We start from the raw sequence: 19,232 nt of genomic DNA, 5'->3' as shown, positions 1-19,232 counted from the left end.
AGTAAAGGTGTTAATTTATGGGTAAACGTTTATTACCAGTTATTATTGTTATTGCTGTTTTATTTGGCGTTCTTTATAAAGGCCTACTTCCAGAAACGACAGTATCCTCCTCTTCAACGTCAATTTCTGTTCCAGCATCGTCGAGCAACAACAGCAACAAACCAGCGCAAATCCCACTCTCTATTGATGAAAAAACACAAGCTAATGCAGTGGCTAGCTATTTACAACGTCATCAACAGTTACCGAGCTTTTATCTCACTAAAAGACAAGCAAGAGAACAAGGCTGGAATGCGAAAGAAGGTAATTTATGTGAGGTTTTGCCAGGAAGAGCAATTGGAGGCGATCGTTTTATGAATCGTGAAAAACAACTACCAGAAGAGGCGGGGCGTCAGTGGTATGAAGCTGACGTGAATTATCATTGTGGTCATCGTGGTAGTGATAGATTGCTCTATTCAAATGATGGACTGATTTATCTCACGACCGATCATTACCGTACAATGACAAAGGTTACCCCTTAATGAAACAGGTTATCTTCGATTTTAAACGACTGGTAGATAGAGACGCCTTTTACCACGATTTTGCATTGCAATTTCAGTTAGATGATAAATTTGGCGGTAACCTAGATGCGTTATGGGATGCGTTAGTGGGAGAAATCGAATTGCCAGTTAGTATTGTTTTTAAGCATTTTCCTCATTATTCTCGTGATTTTCAACCTTTGGTGGAATTGATGCAAGAAGCTCAAAATGAGCTTGGTAAAGATGTATTAAGTTTTCATTGTGAGCATAAAACACAAAAGTAACTCAGAGTAGATTAGCCCCTGAAAATCGCAGTGAGGCAGAGTTTACACTGCGTTTTCAGGATGATCAGGTTTTATGCTGATTCTGATAAATCTTTTAGATATTGAAACAATAAGCGGAATGATTTTGGTGGCTTATTTGCTTCTTTTTCTTTTTTTGCATTACGGATCAGTGTGCGTAATTGTTGGCGATCAGCCATTGGATAAAGCGCAACAACTTCTTCAATCACTTCATTGCCACCTTCGATAAGGCGAATTCGTAGATCTTCAAGTTTATGTAACACTAAGATCTGTTGATTGTGGCGGTTTTTTAGTTTATCAAGCGCTTGGCGGATTGGTTCTTCATCCACATTGCGCAGTAGCTTTCCAATATATTGAATTTGGCGACGGCGTGCTTCACGCTGTACTTTTTGTGCGAGTTGAATAGAAGATAATAATTTTTCATCTAATGGCACACGCTCTAGTTCTTGAGCACTTAATTCAACTAATTCAGTTCCCAGTTTTTTGAGTGCTTCAGCATCACGTTTAATTTCGCTTTTGCTGACCCAGATGATTTCTTCCTCTTCTTCCTCTTCTGACGATGTATCGTCAAATTCAGGATTGAGGTAATGCCACTCTTCAGGCTGCTTTGCCATAATAGAAATTCCTGTTGCAGAGTAAGCCGGGAGTGTGATTTGGTGAATGACCAAAAGCCCGACGGGTGATAACATTCATATATCTTCTATTGTAACTGGGAAAATCGCTTGTTGACCACCTGTCAATTGATTTACTTTGCTAAAAATAAGTAAAAAGTGGTGTTCTCCTTAGGAAAAATGGTTCTCAATGAATAATTCAGATCAGGTAAAACAGCTTGAAGATGCTGTCTCTCTCGCATTAGAGCTGGCAGCAAAACAGTGTGATGGCGCTGAAGTCGCTATTAATAAATCGACGGGGATTAGTGTAAGTACACGTTACGGTGAAGTTGAAAATGTCGAATTTAACAGTGATGGCGCGTTGGGCATTACGGTTTATCAACAACAACGTAAAGGTAGTGCATCTTCAACAGATTTAAGCCCTGATGCGATCAAGCGTGCCGTACAAGCCGCAGTGGATATTGCGCGCTACACTTCAGCTGACCCATATGCAGGGCCTGCTGATCAAGAGCTCTTAGCGTTTGATGCGCCTTTCCTTGATCTTTACCATCCTACCGAAATTACGGCAGATAAAGCGATTGAATTAGCATCAAGAGCAGAAAAAGCCGCTTTAGATAGCGATAGCCGCATTATTAATACAGAAGGGGGCAGCTTTAATAGTCACAGTGGAATCCGTGTATTTGGTAATAGTCTTGGTTTATTAAAAAGCTATTCATCTTCACGTTATTCGATGTCGAGCTGTGTTATTGCTCGTGATGGTGAAGATATGGAGCGCGACTATGCTTACACCATTAGTCGTCGTTTTGCTGATCTTGAATCACCTGAGTGGGTGGGGCAAGAGTGTGCGCGTCGTACTTTATCTCGCTTAGCACCTCGTAAACTACCAACCATGAAAGCTCCCGTTATTTTTGCGGCCGATGTTGCGACAGGTATTTTTGGTCATTTGGTGTCGGCAATCAGTGGTAGCATGATTTATCGTGAATCTTCTTGTTTACTTGATAGCTTAGGTAAGCAAATTTTCCCTCAGTGGTTAAATATTCAAGAACGTCCTCATTTAATAAGAGGTTTGGCATCAACACCATTTGATAGTGAAGGTGTACGTACAACGAATGCTGAAATTATTAAAGATGGCGTATTACAAGAGTGGTTATTAACCACATATTCAGCAAGAAAACTGGGTTTAAAAAGTAATGGTCATGCTGGTGGTATTCATAACTGGTATATTCCAGGGCAAGGCTTATCGTTTGATGCGCTGTTAAAAGAGATGGGAACAGGCCTAGTTGTTACTGAATTGATGGGACAAGGTGTCAGCACAGTAACGGGTGATTACTCTCGTGGTGCGAGCGGTTTTTGGGTTGAAAACGGTGAAATTCAATATCCTGTAAGTGAAGTGACAATTGCAGGTAACTTAAAAGAGATGTGGGCAAATATTGCTACCATGGGTGATGATATTGAGACGCGCAGTAATGTTCAGTGTGGATCGTTGTTATTACCAGAAATGAGTATTGCAGGTGAGTAAATTTTAGATACTTATTGCAACCTTTAATCTCAGCCCGCAATGGGCTGAGATATCGCGTTTACCCGTGTGCTTTTCAATTTGAGAAGATAAAAATAAGACGCGAACCTTCAGCTCTGCTTAACGGTGTAATTCACCTGCAGCTTCAGGTTGGTATAGAATTTCTAATACTTTAACCTTGGTTTCAAGGCCATTTGGCAGCTTCCAACTGATCTCATCATCAATCGCTAAACCCAGTAGAGCAGCCCCCATGGGTGCCATGACTGAAAGTTCAGTGGCGCTGTCTTTTAATGAAGCGGGATACACTAAAGTACGAGTACGTTCTTCATTATTTTTTAAGTCCATAAAACGGACTGTGCTGTTCATTGTGACAATATTAGCAGGGATATCAGCTGGTGTAACAATGTCAGCACGATCTAATTCTTCATTCAATGCTTCAGCAATCGGGCTATCTGCAAATGCCGGTTGTTCAAGTAATGAATCTAAACGTTCTGCATCAAGTTCGTTGATGATAATTGTTGGCTTTGTCATACCATACTCCAATTTATTCCAATGCAAAACAACACCCCCACGGGTGAGGTGGGGGTGTTGTTAAACTCATATAAGAGATAATAGGCGGTTCTGTATAAAAAAGAAAGAGACAGTGATCACAGTCTCTTTCTGGTTATTTAGTTAAGAAATGCTAATCTATTGTTTTCTATTACGATTATTCTTCATCAAACCCCGATTCAAATAATGCGATAATAGCATCAATAGCTTCATTTTCATCACTACCAGTAACTTCTATATCAATTTGACTGCCTTGCTCTGAATCTAACATCAGCATAGCAATCACACTATCCGCTTGTGCTTCAACCCCTTCGTTGTTACGTAAAATGACGGTTGATTGAAATGTTTTGACTAAATCAAATAATTTCATTGCAGGCCTTGCATGCATACCGAGTCGATTTTTAATCGCAACTTGTCGATATTGGGTCATTTGCGTTTTTCTAGAGTTCTGTGACGTGATTGTACGTTTTTCCCTCTAGAGCGGAAATAATCGGCGAGTTGCTCAGCAACATAAACTGAACGGTGTTTCCCCCCCGTACAACCAATTGCAACCGTCAAATAACTACGGTTATTGGTTTCTAACATCGGCAACCAAAGTTCAAGGTAGCTTCTAGTTTGATAAATAAAGTTATGAACTTCGGTGTGTCTATCTAAAAATGCCGCGACAGGGCGATCAAGACCTGTCATTGGACGCAGTTTTGGATCCCAATGTGGATTGGGTAAGAATCGCACATCAAAAACATAATCCGCATCAATAGGAATACCATGCTTAAAGCCAAATGATTCAAAAACCATCGTTAACTCACGTTCACGCTTGCCTAATAAGCGAGTCCGTAGCATTTCTGCAAGCTCATGAACTGACATTTCTGAGGTGTCAATGATGAGATCAGCGCGTGATCGTAATGGCTCAAGCAGATCACTTTCGGTATCAATTGCCATTTCTAGCGAAAGATTTTTGGTCGAAAGTGGGTGAAGACGTCGAGTATCACTATAACGACGAATTAAAGTATTTCTATCTGCGTCTAAAAATAAGAGTTGTGGAGAATATTCAGCGGGTAAACTTTCTAGCGCTTTTTCGAAGATCTCCGGCGACTCAGGCATATTTCGGACATCAATACTGACTGCGGCAGCAGAAGCATCACGTTCAGCCAGTGTTTTTGCGAGCTCCGGTAAAAGATCAACAGGTAAGTTATCAACACAATAAAATCCCATGTCTTCAAGCGCACGCAAAGCGACTGACTTACCTGAACCAGAGCGTCCGCTGACTATCATCAGCACCATGAGGTAGCTCCCCTATAAATTCCCAGTGATGAATATCATTCCACTGTATGCTATTCGCGTCCCATTAAACCCGTAGGGGTTATTCTGTGATAATCTGATAAAGCTCTTCATCACTTTGTGCGGAGCGTAGTCGGCGACATAAGTTTTTGTCTGCCAACTGTTTTGCAATTAAAGACAGTGTGTGTAAATGTTCCTTGCATTGTGTCGCAGGAACGAGTAATGCGAACAACAAGTCGACAGGTTGATTATCAATAGCGTCGAAGGCAATAGGTTCGCTTAGGTGAAGAAACACGCCAACTACTTTTTCTGTTTCATCACTTTCAATACGTCCATGAGGGATTGCTAAACCACCCCCAATTCCTGTTGTACCGACTTTTTCACGCGTCAGTAAGGCCTCAAATATCAGTGTTTCGGGTAAATTAAGTGCTTTTGCCGCATTTTCACTGATAATTTCTAACGCGCGCTTTTTACTCGTGCAATGTACATTATTATGCGTACATGCCAGAGAAAGTACGTCGCTAATATTCATCTTTGTATCGTTGTTCATTGTCTTATTCACTTAGACCAGCAAACCAGATGCCACAAAGTGACATCTGGTTTTTCGTTACTGATATTGATTAGGCGTTGGTTTAAACCGAGTCATAAACAACGCAGTAACTTCGCCGATTGTATCCCCATTTTACAATGGGAAATGAATTAATGTTGTCTCAGTTTATCTTTGTGTTTGGTTAATTGACGAGCCAGTTTATCCATTAATCCATCAATTGCTGCGTACATATCTTCTGCTTCTGCAGAGGCATGTAATTCACCGCCATTAACTTGAATGGTCGCTTCCGCGATTTTATTAACTTTCTCGACTTTCAGGATAACCTGAACGTTATTAATTTTGTCAAAGAACTGAGGTAATTTCGCGCTTTTTGCTTTGACGGTATCACGCAGAGCATCGGTTAATTCAATATTATGACCAGTGATTTGAAGTTCCATAGTGTCTTCCTTCTCAATTATGCTCAAACCAACTCTTTACGTTGATTTGAAGGCGGGATGGATAATGACTCTCTATACTTCGCAACAGTACGTCGAGCAACTTGTATGCCAAGTTCTGCGAGCATATCGGCCAGTTTACTATCACTAAGTGGTTTCGCTGGATTTTCTGCTGCGATTAGTTTCTTCACTAAAGCCCTGATTGCTGTTGAAGAGGCTTCACCTCCGCTATCAGTGTTCACATGGCTAGAGAAAAAATACTTCAATTCGAAAATTCCTCTCGGGCAATGCAAAAATTTCTGCGTTGTCACTCGAGAAATGGTGGATTCGTGCATTTCAACCTGTTCAGCAATATCAGCTAACACAAGAGGCTTCATATGCTCTTCACCGAATTCGAAAAATGCCTGCTGTGTGTCAACAATGCAATGAGCGACTTTTAATAATGTCTCATTTCGGCTTTCTAAACTTTTTATCAGCCATTTAGCTTCTTGTAAATTGTCACGAATAAATTTTCCATCGCTTTCATTTTGAGCCGATTGACCCAATGCTGCATAAGTCTCATTTATTCGTAGGCGAGGAATGCTATCTGTATTTAACTCAACTTGCCAGCGTTCACCTGATTTTTTTACTAGTATATCTGGAATAACATACTCTGACTCGCCTGTATCAATACTTAATCCGGGCTTAGGATCAAGAGACTGGATCATCTCAATAACAGATTTTAGTGTCTCTTCTCGTAACTTCGTTTGACGCATCAATTGACGAAAATCACGGTTACCTAGCAATTCTAAATATTGGCTAATGACTAACTGCGTTTCTTTAAGATAGGGTGTTTCTGTTGAAAAAGCGGATAGCTGAATCAAAAGACACTCTTTTAAATCACGTGCAGCAACACCAATAGGATCAAAGCGTTGAATACGTTTTAATACGGCTTCGACTTCATCTAGCTCTAATTCATCATCGCCCATTCCAGTAAGGATGTCATCTGTTGTGACAGTTAAATATCCTGTTTCATCAATAGCATCGATAATACTTATCGCAATGGCTCTGTCTGTTTCCGAAAATGGAGTGAGATCCGCCTGCCATGTTAGGTAATCTTGTAATGAGGCTGTAGTTTCACCTTGATACAGTGGCAGTTCATCATCAGTATAGTCATTACTGGTGCCAGAAGGTGTGCCTGCTGTGTAGATCTCTTCCCATTGTGTATCTAAAGGGAGATCATCAGGCATCTCTTTTTGTTCTAAAGCATCCAGTGTATCGAACTCTTCAACGTCGTTTTCAGTTGTTGTTTCTGTTGTTGAGTCTGACTGATCTTTTGTATGAGAGGTATCATCTAAAACGGGATCTTGTTGATCGTCGTCTTGTTCTAGAAGTGGATTAGATTCAAGCGCTTGTTGAATTTCTTGTTGTAATTCAAGCGTCGAAAGTTGCAACAAACGAATAGCCTGTTGTAGCTGTGGCGTCATTGCCAGTTGCTGACTAAGACGAAGTTGCAAACTTTGTTTCATAATAATGCGATGAGTCCTTTGCTGTTGTCATCCATGACAGAGTAAAAGTGAATCAAAGATTACAGGCGGAAGCCTTCACCTAAGTAAACACGTTTAACTTGCTCATTTTCAAGAATTTCTTCTGGTGAACCATGAGCGATAAGATGACCTTGGCTGACGATATAAGCACGCTCACATACATCTAATGTTTCACGAACGTTATGGTCAGTAATCAGTACACCTAATCCATAATCACGGAGATGCTGGATAATTTTTTTAATATCTAACACCGAAATAGGGTCAACACCCGCAAAAGGTTCATCTAATAAAATGAATTTAGGATTTGCTGCCAATGCTCGTGCGATTTCAACACGGCGGCGTTCCCCCCCTGATAATGATTGCCCTAAACTGTTACGTAAGTGGCTGACATTAAACTCTTCTAGCAGTTCTTCTGCGCGATCTTTTCGTTCTTCAGGCGTTAAGTCATGGCGGATTTCTAAGATCCCCATAATGTTGTCATAAACGCTTAAGCGTCTAAAAATAGACGCCTCTTGAGGAAGATAGCCAATGCCTTTACGTGCTCGTTCATGTAACGGTAACAGCGTAATGTCTTCATCATCAATGGTAATACTACCTGCATCGCGAGCGACAATGCCAACAACCATATAGAATGTGGTTGTTTTACCTGCACCATTTGGTCCAAGCAAACCGACAATCTCACCTGAATTAACGTTCAGGCTGACATCACCGACAACGGTGCGCCCTTTGTATGCTTTCGCTAAATTTTCAGCTTTTAACAGCGCCATAAAGTGTTACTTACCTTTGTTGTTAACACCAGGGCCTTTCTCTTGCAACTGGGAAGGCAGTAAAACAGTTGTCACTTGTTTACCTTTACCGCTAAAGGCTTCCATTTGCTGAGTTGGGACGAGATAAGTGATCTTATCACCGGTGATATTACTGTCTAATTGTTCAAGATAGGCTTTACCCGTTAAGGTTATTAACTCTTTATCCATTTCATAGGTCATTTTGTCACCACGACCTTTGATTGGTTTGCCATCATCTTGTAACTGATAAAAAGTCACAGGGTTACCAAATGCTTCTATAACGATTTTTTTGGAGTCTCCGCCAGGACGTGTGACAACGACTTTGTCTGCACGAATATCAATAGAACCTTGTTTTATCACAACATTTTGTGTAAATGTTGTCACATTCTTTTCTAGATCAAGCGACTGTTTTTCAGAGTTAACAACAATAGGTTGTTGTGTGTCATCTTTAAGCGCCATCGCAGGTACGCTTATCGCTAAAAGTGTACCGATAATCAGTGTATTACGGATTTTTTGATTCATTAGGGATCTCATAATAGGTGTTTACCTTTTCAATCAGCTCTGCACGTTTTTCGCGCAGATTGCCTCGCATTTTTAAGCCGACTGATTTCAGTCCGACGCCGATAATAGTCACTTCATCATCAGAGGAAACATCCTGTGTGTCCAAATTTGCAATAGCATTGTCTGTGCTTATTCTCTGTAGTTGAGAGTCATCCGTTAAGCTATCAATTTGAACATCGCCATAAAGATAGAGCATTTTACTGTTTGTTAGCTTGGCTTTATTTGCGCGTACTGTCCATGTAGCATCCCCTGTCGGTGAATAGGTGGTTAAGACAGGGTTAGTAAACCACGTAAACTTTTGCTGAGCATAATTTTTGACATCATCAGCAACAAGTTTATATCCGAGTATACCCGTTGGCTCGTAAACAAAAGATATCGATGATTTGGATTGATAAGTTGGCTGACCATCTTCAACAATCGCACCATCACCGAATTCAGTGTTATTAGTGTAGTTCCAGCCAATCAGCCCAAGGGCGATAATGGCAAGAATTAAGGTAAACCAGGATTTTAATTTATTCATTCTGTATCGTTATACGTTAAATCGAAAGACCTTTAGCGTCTTCAAGCCGACCTTGCGCTAAAAGGATTAAATCACACAATTCTCGTACTGCACCACGACCACCCGCAATGCGAGTTACATAATTAGCACGAGGTGTAAGTAATGGATGAGCATCAGCTACGGCGACAGAAAGTCCCACTTTTTCCATTACTGGTAAATCAATCAGGTCGTCACCAATATAGGCTGTTTGTTCAGGTTTAAGGTTTAGTGTATCTAACAGTTGTTGATACGCCAAAAGCTTATTATGCTGACCTTGGTAAAGATATGTAATGCCAAGGGTTTTAGCGCGATCTTCTAACAGTTTAGACTGACGACCTGTAATGATAGCAACCTCAATGCCTGATGTAAGCAAACAACGGATGCCATATCCATCACGGACATTAAAGGCTTTTAATTCTTCGCCATTATTACCCATGTAAATGAGTCCGTCAGACATCACACCATCAACATCACAAATCAGCAATTGGATTTTTTCTGCTTTTTGGATGATTTGCTTACTGACTGCACCATAACAAGTTTCTATCATTGTATTCATTTTTATCCTTCGAACGTTATGAATATCTTATACAACACCCGCTTGTAATAAATCATGCATATGTAAAACACCTAACAGGATATCACTATCTTGTTCTGTTACTAATAGTGAGGTGATATGTTTTGCTTGCATTAAATTCAGTGCTTCAACTGCCAAACAATCTGGGCGAATACGAATACCGCCTCTTGTCATAACATCTGAGATTTTGGCATTGTTCAGATCTATTCCTAAATCAAATATTCTCCGTAAATCACCGTCAGTAAAGATACCGTTGATCTGCATACTATCATCGCAAATAACGGTCATACCTAATTTTTTACGGGTTATCTCGACAAGTGCTTCACGTAAAGTGGCATCTTTAGTGACACGAGGAATATCTTCCTCTTTATTCATTAAATCACTGACATGAAGGAGTAATTTACGGCCTAATGCACCACCGGGATGAGAAAGCGCAAAATCTTCAGCGGTGAAACCACGAGCACGTAAAAGAGCGATCGCCAGTGCATCCCCCATGACCAAGGTTGCTGTTGTACTGGTTGTTGGTGCAAGACCTAAAGGACACGCTTCTTTAGGTACTTTGATACAAAGATGAATATCAGACGCTTTCCCCATTGTACTTTGAGGTGTGCGTGTCATACAAATCAGTGTTATCTGTTTCCGTTTCAGTACCGGAATAAGTGCGAGGATCTCACTGGCTTCACCGGAGTTTGAAATCGCTAGAACGATATCTTTTTCTGTCACCATACCTAAGTCGCCATGGCTTGCTTCACCAGGATGAACAAAGAAAGAAGGTGTGCCTGTGCTGGCGAATGTAGCGGCAATCTTATGTCCAATATGACCAGATTTACCCATTCCCATGACAATAACTCGACCTTGGCAGTGAAAAATTTTTTCACAGGCAAGAGTGAAATCATCATTGATGTATTGTTCTAGTTCAGCTAATCCATCACGTTCAATATGAAGAACTTTTTTTCCTGCTTGCTGAAAATCAAACTCGGTCATTTTTTTGTACCATTTATTTTAGGTTAAGAGAGAATGTGCGACGCACAACACCGTAATATAAATAATAAAGCAAACTAATAAGAATATCCCTTTTCCTCGGTTGAGGCGTTGCTTTCGCCCTAATGAAAAGAGAGAAAACAGTAAACTGGCCACACCAAGTACAGCAAAACTAAAATAAAAAGTGTTGATATTAAATGTGCTTGGTGAAAGTAATGCTGGCATTCCTAAAACAAATGTCAGGTTGAAAATATTAGCACCTATAATATTCCCTAAGGCTAATTCATTTTCACGTCTGAGTGCAGCCACGATGGTCGTTGCTAATTCAGGTAAACTTGTACCAATGGATAGCAAGGTTAAACCAACAAAAAAACCACTGAGATGATACTGTTGCATTAGAATAAAGACATTATCTAATATCATTTGAGTTGCAACTGGAATAATCAGTAACGCGATAACAACCCAAAAAAGAGCAACAGAATTACGGGGATTTGTCTGTAATTCAAAGCGCGTTAAGGTTTCTAAAGGTAATACGTGGCGCTCTTGTGTTAGTGTTTTATGCATCGTTTTTATCATCAGAAAAATGGATGCAAAACCAATAAAAAAGAGCAGTGTGCCTTCTCTAAGCCCTAGTTCTCCGCTAGAAACGATAATGCCAACGAGCATGATGACTACAATCATCAATGGAAGCTCTTTTTTTAGCACTGCGGATTGAATGTTCATGGGGTAAATCATCGCGCCAATACCCGCAATGAGGAGAAGGTTGGTGAGAGTAGAGCCAATCGCTGTCCCGATAGCGATATCAGGTAAATTATGAACTGCGGCATCAGTTGAAATAAAAAGCTCAGGTAGTGAGGTACCTGTACCTACAATTAAGATACCGATAACAGCGGGGGGGATTTTTAACGATTGCGCAAAAACACTCGCACCATAAACTAATCGGTCTGATGCATAAACGAGTAACATCAACCCAAGAATTAAAAGAGACAAAGTAATCAACATGCCATCAGTTTTCCAACAATGAGCGAATAAAGAAAAAACCAATAAGACAGGGCTGATAAAAAAACATATTGTCAAAAGGTTTTGCTAATTAACCATATTTTGACTAGCCAAGCACGAAAAGTAAAATTAACCGTGCAATAAATTGCTAAATAGTGGTGATTTCTTTGTAACATAGCGAATGACCTGCCAAAATAGCGTAAAAATTCGTTTATGCAGACAGGCTTGAGGATGTTTTATTCATGAACGCACAATCTGACAATCTAATTGAAGTGCGCAATATGAACTTCACTCGCGGTAGCAGAAAGATCTTCTCCGAGATCAATCTTGTTGTACCGAGGGGAAAAGTGACTGCGATTATGGGCCCTTCAGGGATTGGTAAAACAACCTTGTTACGCCTAATGGGAGGACAAATCCTTCCAGATAGTGGTGAAATTTGGTTCGATGGCGACAATATTCCTGCGCTATCACGTTCTGCGTTGTATCAGGCAAGAAAGAAAATGAGTATGCTTTTTCAGTCAGGTGCACTGTTCACAGACATGAATGTGTTTGAAAATGTAGCATTCCCACTCAGAGAACATACAAATTTACCTGAAGCCTTGATCCGTACAACGGTGATGATGAAACTTGAAGCCGTCGGGTTACGTGGTGCGGCAAGCTTAATGCCTTCTGAATTATCAGGTGGTATGGCGAGAAGAGCCGCATTAGCAAGGGCTATTGCACTTGATCCTGAACTGATTATGTTTGATGAGCCTTTTGTTGGGCAAGATCCTATCACAATGGGTGTGCTTGTTAAGTTAATTGATGAGTTAAATCATGCGCTGGGTGTGACTTGTGTTGTGGTTTCCCATGATGTACCCGAAGTGTTAAGTATCGCAGATTACGCCTATATTGTTGCGGAACAGAAAGTTATTGCTCAAGGTAGTGCTCAAGAATTACAGGATAATCCAAATAGACAAGTAAGACAGTTTTTAGATGGGATCGCTGATGGCCCTGTACCTTTCCGTTTTCCTGCGGGAGATTATCAGGACGACCTATTAGGACGAGGAAATTAGTACGTGATAAATTTATTATCTCGCATTGGCACTAGAGCGTTGGCGATTTTTGCAACTTTTGGTAGAGCCGGCATTATGCTTTTTCGAGCATTAGTTGGTAAGCCTGAATTTCGTAAACAATGGCCTCTTTTACTGAAGCAATTGTATAACGTTGGTGTTCAATCCTTATTAATTATCATGGTGTCTGGCCTATTTATTGGCATGGTGCTGGGGCTACAAGGTTATCTAGTTTTAACAACCTTTAGTGCTGAAGCTAGCCTAGGTATGATGGTCGCACTTTCATTGTTAAGAGAATTAGGCCCAGTTGTCACGGCACTATTATTTGCAGGTCGTGCGGGTTCTGCCTTAACCGCTGAAATCGGCTTAATGAAAGCTACAGAACAAATTTCTAGTTTAGAAATGATGGCAGTCGATCCTTTAAGACGTGTCGTTGCGCCCCGTTTTTGGGCTGGTCTTATTAGTATGCCGTTGCTTTCACTTATTTTTGTTGCCATCGGTATTTGGGGTGGTGCAATTGTTGGGGTGGATTGGAAAGGGATCGATGAAGGCTTTTTCTGGGCATCGATGCAAGGTGCCGTTGAATGGCGACTTGATCTAGTGAACTGCTTTATTAAAAGTGTCGTTTTTGCCATTACTGTCACTTGGATAGCGCTTTTTAACGGGTATGACGCAATCCCAACATCAGAAGGGATTAGCAGAGCAACAACACGTACCGTTGTTCATTCATCGTTAGCCGTATTGGGTTTAGATTTTGTGCTAACCGCACTGATGTTTGGGAACTAAGTCATGCAAAGTAAAAAAATTGAAGTTTGGGTTGGTCTGTTTGTTCTGATTGCGTTAGCTGCCGTGATTTTCTTATGCCTGAAAGTAGCTGATATTAAAGAAATGGGTAATCAACCGACTTATCGCGTTTATGCCAGTTTCGGTAATATTGGTGGGTTGAAAGAGCGCTCTCCAGTTAAGATTGGTGGGGTAGTTATTGGTCGCGTTTCCTCTATCACCTTAAAAGAAGAAGATGAAGGGAACTATCGTCCAGAAGTTGCGCTCGATATTCTGAGCATTTATGACCATATTCCAGAAAGTAGCTCATTGTCTATTCGTACATCTGGTTTATTAGGTGAGCAGTTCCTTGCATTGAATTTAGGCTTTTATGATGAAGCATTAGATTCTACTTTGTTAAAAGACGGGGGACGGATCACAAACACCAATTCAGCAATGGTGCTAGAAGATCTTATTGGTCAATTCCTTTATAAAACGGGTGAAGGTGATAATTCAGCTAAATCTGAATCTAAGCCGATAGAAGAACACTCTGCATTACCTTAATCATTAATTCCTATACGATGCACTTACACATTTAGCTAGATTTAGCGTAATAAATGCATCGTATTATTGAAACCCTATTTGAGGAGAAGCGAACGTATGTTTAAACGCTTATTGATGGTCGCACTATTAGTGATAACGCCTTTTGCAATGGCGGTAGATAAAACCAATCCTTACGCATTAATGGAAGATGCAGCGCAAAAGACCTTTAGTAAATTAAAAAATGAACAACCTGAAATTCGTAAAAACCCTGAAGTCTTACGCCAAATTGTTCAGCAAGAATTACTGCCTTATGTTCATATTAAATATGCAGGAGCATTAGTGTTAGGGCCACATTATCGCAATGCAACACCAGCGCAACGCGATGCTTATTTCACTGCGTTTGAAGCATATCTTGCTCAAGTTTATGGTCAAGCATTAGCGATGTATGAAGGTCAAGAGTACCGCATTGAGCCGGCAAAACCTTTCGCAGATAAATCAACTCTAACTATTCGTGTCACCATTATCGATACAAATGGTCGCCCACCTGTTCGCCTCGATTTCCAATGGCGTAAAAACAGTAAAACAGGTGAATGGCAAGCTTATGATATGATTGCTGAAGGTGTCAGCATGATCACAACAAAACAGAATGAGTGGTCAGATATTTTAAATTCTAAAGGTGTTGATGGTTTAACAAAACAGTTAGAAATCAGTGCTAAAACACCAATTACGCTGGATGAGAAAAAATAACATGTCAGCTTCGTTAAATTGGGAAAAAAAAGAGGATGTCCTCTATTTCCAAGGAACGCTAGATCGTGAAACGTTATTGTCTGTGTGGCAACAACGTAAAGTATTATTGGCTGATATTAATACCATTGATATTTCTGCCTTAGGGCATATTGATTCAACAGGATTGGCTCTTTTTGTTCATTTAAAAGCAGAAATGGAAGAGCAAAATCGTCAATTTATTATTCAAGGTGTAAGTGAACGTTTTCAGACCTTAATTACACTCTATGATCTTGATGAAATTATGAATATTGCCTAACACCGATTTTGAGTAAAAGTATTAAAAAGCCCCCTTCGTGATACTTTTATCATTAAGGGGGTTTTTGATGGTTTAAGAGTAGGGCGGATTCCATTAGGATAGACGACTGATTATTATTTTAACGTTGAGATTAAGCAATTATGGATACAAATGAAATCAAACAAGTATTAATGGACAGCCTGTCTTTAGATGAAGTCATCGTCAATGGTGATGGTAGTCATTTTCAAGTTGTTGTTGTCGGCGCAATGTTTGAGGGAATGAGCAGAGTCAAACAACAACAAACCATTTATGCCCCTTTGATGGAATATATTGCAGATAACCGTATTCACGCTTTGTCTATTAAAGCCTACACACCTGAAGAGTGGAAGAGGGATCGTAAACTTAACGGGCTTTAATTCAGTAGGTATACAGCGTACAGCAAAATAAAAAGAGAGTTCTACAGATGGATAAATTTAGAGTACAAGGGCCAACCTGTTTATCAGGTGAGGTCAATATTTCAGGCGCAAAAAATGCCGCACTGCCAATCCTGTTCGCTGCGATCCTTGCCGAAGAGCCAGTAGAATTAACGAATGTTCCTAAATTAAAAGATATCGATACAACGATTAAGTTACTTAATCGCTTAGGAACTAATGTTGAACGTAATGGCTCTGTTTTCGTTGATGCTCGTAACATTAATGAATTTTGTGCTCCTTACGAGTTAGTTAAAACCATGCGAGCTTCTATTTGGGCTTTAGGCCCGCTGGTGGCCCGTTTTGGTCAGGGGCAGGTTTCTTTACCGGGTGGCTGTGCCATTGGTGCTCGTCCTGTTGATCTTCATATCACAGGTTTAGAGCAATTAGGCGCTGAGATCACACTGGATGAAGGTTATGTGAAAGCACGAGTTGATGGGCGTTTAAAAGGCGCGCATATCGTCATGGATAAAGTGAGTGTGGGTGCCACTATCACTATTATGACTGCGGCAGTTTTGGCGGAAGGCAAAACCATTATTGAGAATGCGGCAAGAGAGCCTGAAATTGAAGATACGGCAAACTTCCTCAATACATTAGGTGCCAAAATCAGTGGAGCAGGTACTGATAGCATTACGATTGAAGGCGTAGAGCGTCTTGGTGGTGGCACTTATCAAATCTTACCAGATCGTATTGAAACCGGGACTTTCTTAGTTGCTGCTGCGATTTCTCGTGGTCATGTTGTTTGTCGTAATGCTAAACCAGACACATTAGATGCTGTACTGGCAAAATTACGTGAAGCAGGTGCTGATATTGAAGTAGGTGAAGATTGGATAAGTCTTGATATGCATGGTAAACGCCCTAAAGCGGTAACATTGCGTACTGCACCACATCCGGGGTTCCCAACCGATATGCAAGCACAATTTAGCCTTTTAAACTTAGTGGCCGAAGGCGCTGGGATGATTACTGAAACTATTTTTGAAAATCGTTTTATGCACATTCCTGAGTTAATCCGTATGGGGGCTCATGCTGAAATCGAAAGTAATACTGTGTTATGCCATGGTGTTGAAAAACTTTCAGGTGCACAAGTGATGGCAACGGATTTACGTGCTTCCGCAAGCTTAGTACTTGCCGGTTGTATTGCTGAAGGCACAACCATTGTTGATCGTATTTATCATATCGATCGCGGTTATGAAAATATTGAAGCTAAATTACAAGGATTAGGGGCAAAAATAGAACGTTTGCGCTCTAATGACTAATTTATTTTAGTTATCATTTTTTAGTCATTCAAAACCATAGTGCATTGTTGTGCTATGGTTTTTTTATTTTATTAGCTCAAATTAGCTATAAATTTTTAACTAAATTTACAGCATCGGTATAGCTAATATAGTTACTAACATAATTTTTTATCATAACTCTATTTGACACAATAAGAGATGGCCATTTATTCTCCCATGCACGATAAGCATGCCACGAATAGCCTATAGAATAATCTTTACTCATATGATTCATTGAATGAGATACTGCTTTAAGATATATTTTTTCTAAGGGAGTGTTTCTTATTTCAATTATAGTCGCAAGATAGATTAGCCAATTTGCTAAATGAACATATTGCTCCCAAGCATTGTTTTCACTCGTTAATTCTATTTTTTCTTGTATTATTCTCTCTATCATATTCATTGCTTTGGTATCAGTTACTCGAACACCAGATGCGGCTAAAGATACAATTATTTCATAAAAATTACTTTCAACCTTTAGAAATTCTTTAGAAAAGCTATGACTGCCACTCAGTACTTTTTTGATATTTTCTAACGAGTCTTCTACTCTTTTTTGTACATTTTGAATTTTGGAATTTAATTTTTCAAAAAAGTCATGAATATCTAAATTATCAATTACTCTAATGCCATAACAATGGAAATAGTATTCTTTTAAATAAGATTCTACTTTCTTTCTAGATACTAAAAACATAGAAGAACCAATAACATTTTCTCTTGAAAAATTTTTGTACTCGTTAATAATTGCTTTAAGGTTTGTATCACCAAGAGAATAACCTAATATAACAATAGTATTTTCATAAATCATAGAGCTTATTTTCTTGGAAAAATAAGAGTTATCATTTATAAATTTAAAATAATCATCAGAAGTGACTACCATATTACTTGGTGAATCAATAGAGCCATGTACATGATAAATTTTTGTACTTGAAGATGCTTTTGGTATTGGTAAGCCAGGTGCAAGAGATTGACATTTTTTTATGGGGATCATTTTTTCAATAAGTTTATCATAATTTGTTGTTATTATTCTTACTGAATTATTCTCTAAAAAATCTTTTACATGTTTGTTATCTTCTGATAAATGAATTTCTTTTATTATCTCTGCTATTTTCTCATGTAAATTTTCACCTTTTTTTTGATATTCAATATAAATAACTTGAGCAGCTTCTTCTAAACTTAATGGATTTTTTCCATCATGTGGAAAGAGTGATTTTTTTATTTTACTTAGACCGCTTAGTTTATCACATGCTTTTTCAAGTAGAGATTGCCAGCCAAGAGCCTCGTTATTTGTCAGTGCTTTAGAAAAACCTGTACCTGTAAATAAACATAATCTATTTGCTGCTGCTGAATAAGCTATTTCATATATTTCATTCATTTTTCTTACCCCATGTTTTGTAATATAGGTATGTTAAATCATCTAATTTGAAATTTATAAAATCACCACTATTCATTTTTACAGGTGGTAATTCACTGAATATAAATAAGTAAAGAGGTTTTGGTGGTGTTGAAAGTGCTATTTTATCTAACTCTTGTCGAGAAGTTCTTTTATACTCTGATTTATCAACAAGACGTTCAGGAATAAAAAATGTTGGCTTACATTTTAAGTCACCAGATCTCATTTCTTTATCAAAACGGACTAGGTAATAATTATCTATACGCTTAATCCAAGCTTTACCAAAATATACACGAGGCTCCTCTACATATTCACTGAGATCCTTTTCATCATTAATATTTATAAAAAAATCTCTTAAGTGAATTCTTCCTTCTGCGGTATTTAGAAAGAAATTTTCTTTATCTATAAATGCGTTAACTAGCCCAGACAAGCGTTTTCTTGAATGGCGTGTTTTATTAATATTTTCTTCATCAATATTTTTTGTTTTTAAGCGTTTATTTATACTATTCTCCTCTTTTGAGGAGGAGATATCATGAAATTTAGTTTTATAAGGAGATGAGAGATCAAGTTCAACGGTATCATTGAGAATAAAAGGGAGTGCTTCTGGATCTTCGGTAACCTTTTTTATTCTACGAAACTCATCTTCTTCATTAATCCCAACTTTACATGTATTGCTATGTTCAGAAACAAATTTAAAATATGGGACTCTCTTTCTTAGCCGAAAAGGTTTATCAAGGTTGGCACAAGTTACTTGGGCGTGACAATCAAGTTCAGAGCATTCAAAAAGATGTTTCGATGTTATTATTCTGTCTGAGAATAATTTATCTGCTTCTTCTGCTGAAATAGATTTATTTAATTCTAGGCTTTTTGCGAGTTCTATTTTCATTAAATTACCCTTGATATCTCCATTCTTATAATTATTTTATTAATATTAAATATCATAAATTTTATTAATTTCCTGCTTTAGGGTTAAATTTTGTGTGCTATATAGTAATAAATAA

At 39.0% G+C, this 19,232-nt stretch carries 25 protein-coding genes; 10 read left to right on the top strand and 15 right to left on the bottom strand.

What is annotated here, in order from left to right; translation table 11 throughout:
- Nucleotides 1–17 precede the first annotated feature (17 nt).
- A complete protein-coding gene (locus tag DK858_RS02605) occupies nucleotides 18–518 on the top strand; it encodes a ribonuclease domain-containing protein (protein WP_109396096.1) in 501 nt (166 codons plus the stop codon).
- A complete protein-coding gene (locus tag DK858_RS02600) occupies nucleotides 518–799 on the top strand; it encodes a barstar family protein (RefSeq protein WP_109396095.1) in 282 nt (93 codons plus the stop codon). Before DK858_RS02605 ends, DK858_RS02600 begins: the two co-directional genes overlap by 1 nt.
- Nucleotides 800–870: 71 nt before the next feature.
- Here DK858_RS02600 and yjgA read toward each other — a convergent pair whose 3' ends face one another.
- On the bottom strand, nucleotides 871–1,431 hold the full coding sequence (yjgA, locus tag DK858_RS02595) for a ribosome biogenesis factor YjgA (RefSeq protein ID WP_109396112.1): 561 nt from the start codon (nucleotides 1,429–1,431) through the stop codon (nucleotides 871–873).
- A gap of 187 nt (nucleotides 1,432–1,618) precedes the next feature.
- Here yjgA and pmbA point away from each other — a divergent pair, with 187 nt between their 5' ends.
- Entirely contained in the window at nucleotides 1,619–2,947 is a 1,329-nt protein-coding gene (pmbA, locus tag DK858_RS02590; RefSeq protein WP_109396094.1) for a metalloprotease PmbA, read from the top strand.
- Between the two features lie 117 nt (nucleotides 2,948–3,064).
- On the opposite strand, the gene rnk is transcribed toward pmbA, so the two are convergent.
- From rnk to DK858_RS02530, 12 genes are all read right to left on the bottom strand, one after another.
- Nucleotides 3,065–3,475 carry a nucleoside diphosphate kinase regulator gene (gene rnk, locus DK858_RS02585; protein WP_023582881.1) on the bottom strand — a complete coding sequence of 137 codons (411 nt, stop codon included), beginning with the start codon at nucleotides 3,473–3,475 and terminating at the stop codon, nucleotides 3,065–3,067.
- A gap of 175 nt (nucleotides 3,476–3,650) precedes the next feature.
- The gene (gene npr / locus DK858_RS02580; protein WP_006535359.1) at nucleotides 3,651–3,923 is read right to left on the bottom strand and encodes a PTS phosphocarrier protein NPr; all 273 of its coding nucleotides are present in this window, start codon (nucleotides 3,921–3,923) and stop codon (nucleotides 3,651–3,653) included.
- The gene (gene rapZ, locus DK858_RS02575; protein WP_023582880.1) at nucleotides 3,920–4,774 is read right to left on the bottom strand and encodes an RNase adapter RapZ; all 855 of its coding nucleotides are present in this window, start codon (nucleotides 4,772–4,774) and stop codon (nucleotides 3,920–3,922) included. The genes npr and rapZ overlap by 4 nt, the downstream gene beginning before the upstream one ends.
- A gap of 79 nt (nucleotides 4,775–4,853) precedes the next feature.
- Nucleotides 4,854–5,321 (bottom strand): PTS IIA-like nitrogen regulatory protein PtsN, encoded by a 468-nt coding sequence (ptsN, locus tag DK858_RS02570; RefSeq protein WP_109396093.1) that lies wholly within the window; start codon nucleotides 5,319–5,321, stop codon nucleotides 4,854–4,856.
- A 149-nt stretch (nucleotides 5,322–5,470) separates the two neighbouring features.
- Complete coding sequence (hpf, locus tag DK858_RS02565) at nucleotides 5,471–5,758, bottom strand: ribosome hibernation promoting factor (protein WP_036913954.1); 288 nt, start codon at nucleotides 5,756–5,758, stop codon at nucleotides 5,471–5,473.
- A gap of 23 nt (nucleotides 5,759–5,781) precedes the next feature.
- Nucleotides 5,782–7,263, bottom strand: coding sequence for an RNA polymerase factor sigma-54 (gene rpoN / locus DK858_RS02560; protein WP_109396092.1), 1,482 nt, complete (start codon nucleotides 7,261–7,263; stop codon nucleotides 5,782–5,784).
- A gap of 59 nt (nucleotides 7,264–7,322) precedes the next feature.
- On the bottom strand, nucleotides 7,323–8,048 hold the full coding sequence (lptB, locus tag DK858_RS02555) for an LPS export ABC transporter ATP-binding protein (RefSeq protein ID WP_006535352.1): 726 nt from the start codon (nucleotides 8,046–8,048) through the stop codon (nucleotides 7,323–7,325).
- A 6-nt stretch (nucleotides 8,049–8,054) separates the two neighbouring features.
- Complete coding sequence (lptA, locus tag DK858_RS02550; RefSeq protein WP_109396091.1) at nucleotides 8,055–8,588, bottom strand: lipopolysaccharide ABC transporter substrate-binding protein LptA; 534 nt, start codon at nucleotides 8,586–8,588, stop codon at nucleotides 8,055–8,057.
- Nucleotides 8,569–9,147, bottom strand: coding sequence for an LPS export ABC transporter periplasmic protein LptC (lptC, locus tag DK858_RS02545; RefSeq protein WP_109396090.1), 579 nt, complete (start codon nucleotides 9,145–9,147; stop codon nucleotides 8,569–8,571). The genes lptA and lptC overlap by 20 nt, the downstream gene beginning before the upstream one ends.
- 16 nt (nucleotides 9,148–9,163) lie before the next feature.
- Nucleotides 9,164–9,721, bottom strand: coding sequence for a 3-deoxy-manno-octulosonate-8-phosphatase KdsC (gene kdsC / locus DK858_RS02540; protein WP_109396089.1), 558 nt, complete (start codon nucleotides 9,719–9,721; stop codon nucleotides 9,164–9,166).
- Between the two features lie 27 nt (nucleotides 9,722–9,748).
- Nucleotides 9,749–10,723 carry an arabinose-5-phosphate isomerase KdsD gene (gene kdsD / locus DK858_RS02535; protein WP_109396088.1) on the bottom strand — a complete coding sequence of 325 codons (975 nt, stop codon included), beginning with the start codon at nucleotides 10,721–10,723 and terminating at the stop codon, nucleotides 9,749–9,751.
- A gap of 18 nt (nucleotides 10,724–10,741) precedes the next feature.
- On the bottom strand, nucleotides 10,742–11,722 hold the full coding sequence (locus tag DK858_RS02530; RefSeq protein WP_109396087.1) for a calcium/sodium antiporter: 981 nt from the start codon (nucleotides 11,720–11,722) through the stop codon (nucleotides 10,742–10,744).
- Nucleotides 11,723–11,961: 239 nt separating this feature from the next.
- Between DK858_RS02530 and mlaF the strand changes: the two genes are divergently transcribed.
- From mlaF to murA, 7 genes are all read left to right on the top strand, one after another.
- A complete protein-coding gene (gene mlaF, locus DK858_RS02525; RefSeq protein WP_072063774.1) occupies nucleotides 11,962–12,774 on the top strand; it encodes a phospholipid ABC transporter ATP-binding protein MlaF in 813 nt (270 codons plus the stop codon).
- A 3-nt stretch (nucleotides 12,775–12,777) separates the two neighbouring features.
- Nucleotides 12,778–13,557 carry a lipid asymmetry maintenance ABC transporter permease subunit MlaE gene (gene mlaE / locus DK858_RS02520; RefSeq protein ID WP_072063773.1) on the top strand — a complete coding sequence of 260 codons (780 nt, stop codon included), beginning with the start codon at nucleotides 12,778–12,780 and terminating at the stop codon, nucleotides 13,555–13,557.
- Between the two features lie 3 nt (nucleotides 13,558–13,560).
- Entirely contained in the window at nucleotides 13,561–14,097 is a 537-nt protein-coding gene (mlaD, locus tag DK858_RS02515) for an outer membrane lipid asymmetry maintenance protein MlaD (protein WP_109396086.1), read from the top strand.
- A gap of 96 nt (nucleotides 14,098–14,193) precedes the next feature.
- On the top strand, nucleotides 14,194–14,823 hold the full coding sequence (gene mlaC / locus DK858_RS02510) for a phospholipid-binding protein MlaC (protein ID WP_075671443.1): 630 nt from the start codon (nucleotides 14,194–14,196) through the stop codon (nucleotides 14,821–14,823).
- 1 nt (nucleotide 14,824) lies between these two features.
- Complete coding sequence (gene mlaB, locus DK858_RS02505; protein ID WP_109396085.1) at nucleotides 14,825–15,118, top strand: lipid asymmetry maintenance protein MlaB; 294 nt, start codon at nucleotides 14,825–14,827, stop codon at nucleotides 15,116–15,118.
- Nucleotides 15,119–15,258: 140 nt separating this feature from the next.
- Nucleotides 15,259–15,513, top strand: a complete 255-nt coding sequence (ibaG, locus tag DK858_RS02500; RefSeq protein ID WP_006535338.1) for a BolA family iron metabolism protein IbaG — start codon at nucleotides 15,259–15,261, stop codon at nucleotides 15,511–15,513.
- Nucleotides 15,514–15,560: 47 nt separating this feature from the next.
- Nucleotides 15,561–16,823, top strand: a complete 1,263-nt coding sequence (gene murA / locus DK858_RS02495; protein WP_109396084.1) for a UDP-N-acetylglucosamine 1-carboxyvinyltransferase — start codon at nucleotides 15,561–15,563, stop codon at nucleotides 16,821–16,823.
- An 85-nt stretch (nucleotides 16,824–16,908) separates the two neighbouring features.
- On the opposite strand, the gene DK858_RS02490 is transcribed toward murA, so the two are convergent.
- Nucleotides 16,909–18,213, bottom strand: coding sequence for an SIR2 family NAD-dependent protein deacylase (locus DK858_RS02490; RefSeq protein ID WP_109396083.1), 1,305 nt, complete (start codon nucleotides 18,211–18,213; stop codon nucleotides 16,909–16,911).
- Nucleotides 18,206–19,117: a hypothetical protein gene (locus tag DK858_RS02485; RefSeq protein WP_109396082.1), complete on the bottom strand. Its 912-nt coding sequence runs from the start codon at nucleotides 19,115–19,117 to the stop codon at nucleotides 18,206–18,208. Before DK858_RS02485 ends, DK858_RS02490 begins: the two co-directional genes overlap by 8 nt.
- Nucleotides 19,118–19,232: the final 115 nt, after the last annotated feature.

Origin of the sequence: Proteus faecis, from assembly GCF_003144395.1 — a bacterium.
Lineage (GTDB): Bacteria > Pseudomonadota > Gammaproteobacteria > Enterobacterales > Enterobacteriaceae > Proteus > Proteus faecis.
Note: the sequence above shows the minus strand (reverse complement) of the source record. Positions and strands in the feature narration are given on the sequence as shown.